Below are 2065 nucleotides of genomic sequence, written 5' to 3' on the forward strand. Positions count from 1 at the left end.
TTCTCTTGGTTTTCCGCAGAGAGTCTGGGGCAACGACATTGTTGTTTGCTATTATGTTTCCAATGCTGCTGATGTTTTTTTCTTTAGCACTTGATGGAGCTCATTTTCAGGCAAACCGCGCCCGATTGGCTGATGCGATGAATCAGGGGGTGTTAGCCATTGCGATAAACGATCGCTGCGATTACGTTGCGGATAAAGAATGTGGTATCAAGCATGGCAACAAGGAGGCGAATGAAAAGCTTCTGAGCCGCTATCTGAATTATTATCTGCCCAACGTAGCCTTTAATGATAACGATCTGGACGTTATGGTCAGTTTAAACCGTGATAATGCAAAAAAGTTAACCTCAATTGATTATAATGCATCAGGGATCGCAATATTACATCCTATTTTCAAGAAATATAACGAGGTGGGATTTAGCGATAATGTCCTTATTCGTGCTGACAGTTCTGCCGGTACAGTCAGAAAATCGATGGAACAGAAAAGTCTCCCTACGGATTTTGTTTTTGTTGTAGATATTTCTTCTTCTATGGGCGGTGAGATTAATGGGCTGAAATCTGGTATTAAATATGATATTTTAAAAGATGCAGTAGTGAATTTCTCTCAAACTATTCTTAATAGTAACGAGAAAAACACCATTGGCATTGTCCCTTTTAACATTGGCGTTCCTGTTAAATTGAGTAAAAAAAATGTTTTTGGTGGAAAAGAAACAGGCTGTTCTTTTGTTGGAAAACTTAAAAAAGAGTATGCGGAGTTTAAAAATAAAAGGGTTGATTTCGATTTTTGGTATAACAAAAACTTTGCTTTGAAAAATAAGGATATCAACCAGCAGGATGAGATCATCACCTCTTATTATAAATCAATCGTCTCACCTGGTTTGGGGCTTACTATGGCGAAAATGGTTGATGATAAAAAATGGTGTGCTGAAATTTCAAAAATGAATGGAAATTCATTTCCTTTTTATAGCTGTGATGCTGATCCTCGTGCCAATTTGCGGGCACATCCTGAAGAGTTTACTCTTCATTATCATAAGGCTGATAAATTATCCACACTGGCAAAAAATTATTTAAATGTGGTAAATGTTGAAACTATTGATTTCGATGAAACGTTGAAGGATGACTATTTGTTTTCTGAAAACTCAGTTACTACTTATACCTACTTTCCTTATCATGATAAAGATGGCATGTTTAACAATATGTGTTTTGATCATTGGCATACAATAAAGTTACCACGCGAATCTGATGTAAAGAAGATAACTGATTATGCCGAATTTTCGCGAAACAGAGAGTCTCCGACCTCATATTTGATTGAATTAACCTCGAAGGCTGATGTCATCTCTCATTTTAAAACAATGAAGATACAAGGAGGAAATACAGACAGTAGCAGTGGTTTGTTGCGATCGCTACCTGTGATTGCTAAGGGTATTAACCCTAAAAAAGTTATTATCATGGTTACTGATGGGGAAGATAGCGGTAGGCCGAAAGAATTGGCTACAGCGCTTCATAAGGAATACCATATTTGCAAACGCATAAAAGAGGGTTTGTTAAATTATAATAAAATCCATAAAACAGTGGAGGTGGATATTTTTTTTATTTCCTTGGCTAAGGACGGTCTTGATGGTAAAAATATTAAGTTTTGGAAGGAATTCTGTGTCGGCAATGATAATGCATTTGTGGTGGATAATTACTTAAGTTTGGTAAATATTTTGGCAAAAATATCCAAAAAAGAAAAAATTAATTTTATCGATAAAAGTGGTTTTAATCGATAAGTTGTTTCCATGTTTGGGGGGGGTATGAGAACAATAGTTATTGCGGATACACTCTATTATCGTTATATAGGGTTGAGCGATCTTTTTTATAAAAAATTCGATGGCAATCCTGATGTGGATGTATTCGATCACTACAACGAGAAAAAGCTAACACGTAGGGGGGAATACCGTAATGCGTTGGTTATAGGTAATCAAACCTTTCATGAGATGGAGAAAACAAATCAGTTATTACTTGCTAATAACAGCGATATCATTGTCTATCGTATCTTTTTTTCTGATGTAATTAAGCTACGGCGGTT

At 36.1% G+C, this 2065-nt stretch carries 2 protein-coding genes; both read left to right on the forward strand.

The window, feature by feature from the left end:
• A partial coding sequence (locus tag J5224_RS25640) for a hypothetical protein (protein ID WP_264628020.1) occupies window positions 1-1766 on the forward strand: 1766 nt, incomplete at its 5' end.
• 24 nt (window positions 1767-1790) lie between these two features.
• Window positions 1791-2065: hypothetical protein (locus J5224_RS25645; protein ID WP_264628021.1), on the forward strand; the 275-nt coding region annotated here is incomplete at its 3' end.

This window comes from Candidatus Symbiopectobacterium sp. NZEC135 (assembly GCF_025962695.1).